Genomic DNA, 1,718 nt, shown 5'->3' with positions numbered 1-1,718 from the left:
CTACCGGAGCGTCGTACCCACAAACGGTGGGTAGCTACCGGTTCAGCGGAATACGACCGTGCGGTGGCCGTTGCGCAGGATGCGGTGCTCCACATGGCGGCGCACGGCGCGGGCCAGCACCTGTGATTCGGTGTCGCTGCCCAGGCGTACCAGGTCGCGCGGGGTCATGGCGTGGTCCACGCGCGCCACGTCCTGTTCGATGATCGGGCCTTCATCCAGGTCTTCGGTGACGTAATGCGCGGTGGCGCCGATGATCTTGACCCCACGCGCGTGCGCCTGGTGGTACGGCTGGGCGCCCTTGAAGCTGGGCAGGAAGCTGTGGTGGATGTTGATCGCCCGGCCCGCCAGCGCCTGGCACAGGCGCGGCGACAGGATCTGCATGTAGCGCGCCAGCACCACCAGGTCGATCTGCTCGCGCTCAACCAGATCGATGATCTGCTGCTCCTGCACGGCGCGGTTGTCGGCGTTGACGGGCAGGTGGTGGAACGGCACTTCGTACGAGCCGGCCAGCGCGGCGAAGTCGTCATGGTTGGACGCCACCGCAGCGATATCCACCTGCAGCTGGCGGCTGTGTGCGCGGAACAGCAGGTCGTTCAGGCAATGCCCCTGCTTGCTCACCAGCACCAGCAGCCGCGCACGGCGGCGCGCATCGTGCAGTTGCCAGTCCATCTGGAACTCCGCCGCCAGCGTCCCCATCCGTGCTTCCACATCGGCCAGTGACTGCGTGGCGGCACGATCGAAGTGCACACGCAGGAAGAAGCGGCCGCTTTCCTCATCGCCAAACTGCTGGGCATCGAGAATGTTGCAGCCCAGGTCGAACAGCAGACCGGACACACGGTAGACGATCCCGGTACGGTCCGGGCATGACAGGGTGAGGATGGAATCAGGGCGCATCGTGTGAGTGTAAGCGAGCACCATCACGACGCGAACGATGCTCTCAAATGCAACCAAGCGCGTGGACTCAATGCGACTCGGCGTCCAGTGCCGCGCGGATGCGGCGCAGATCGGCACCTTCCGTTGGCCAGCCGGCCACGGTGTGGATGACCTCGCCATCGCGGAGCAGATGGAAGACAGGTGTCTGGTCGGTGTCCAGCCCTTCCCATGAGGCATCGCGCACCATCGGCTGCATGGGCAGGTCCGGATGGGTGCTGTTCCAGTCGAGCATCTCCTGGCCGGGCCATGCCTGCCCGATCGGCACCACAAGTTGCAGGTGACCGCGCAGCCACGCGTATTCGGGCTGGGTGATGATGGCCTGCAGCGCGCGGCGGGAGAAACCACAGTGTGGGTGCACCACCGCGACCACGCGCAGACCGTCTTCGGCCAGTGCTGCGCGCTGCACGTGGGCGATGCCCTCCAGCTGCAGCAGTGGCCTGCCGGCCGGCGCAGGACCACGGATCACCGGCAACGCAGTGGGTGCCGTCCGCAGGCGGGCGTTGAGTGCATTGGCCTGGTCGAAGCGCTGCAACGCGATAAGGGAGCCGCGCATGCTGCGGTGGTGGTCATCCACGGCGAGATCACGCGCGACCAGCGCCTCATACAGGCACTGCAGGCGCAGTAACGTGGCTGGTTCACGTGCGTAGAAGGCGATCAGCGCGGTGGACTGGAAAAGATCCTGCAACCGGTCATCCGGCAACGCCGCGCAGTCGCCGGGCTGCATCACCTCCGGTGCGATGTGCGCATACACGGCGCGCATGGCCGCCACCCGCTCCGCCACAGGC

Annotated in this window: 2 protein-coding genes; both read right to left on the bottom strand. The window is 66.5% G+C overall.

Going from position 1 to position 1,718, the window contains the following annotated elements; translation table 11 throughout:
• Nucleotides 1–42: 42 nt before the first annotated feature.
• Nucleotides 43–894: a formyltetrahydrofolate deformylase gene (purU, locus tag AC1DQP_RS20240; protein WP_457318278.1), complete on the bottom strand. Its 852-nt coding sequence runs from the start codon at nt 892–894 to the stop codon at nt 43–45.
• A gap of 67 nt (nt 895–961) precedes the next feature.
• Nucleotides 962–1,718: hypothetical protein (locus AC1DQP_RS20235; protein WP_478052396.1), on the bottom strand; the 757-nt coding region annotated here is incomplete at its 5' end.

This window comes from Stenotrophomonas sp. P5_A8, assembly GCF_056400545.1.
This window is presented reverse-complemented; position numbering and strand designations above follow the sequence as displayed.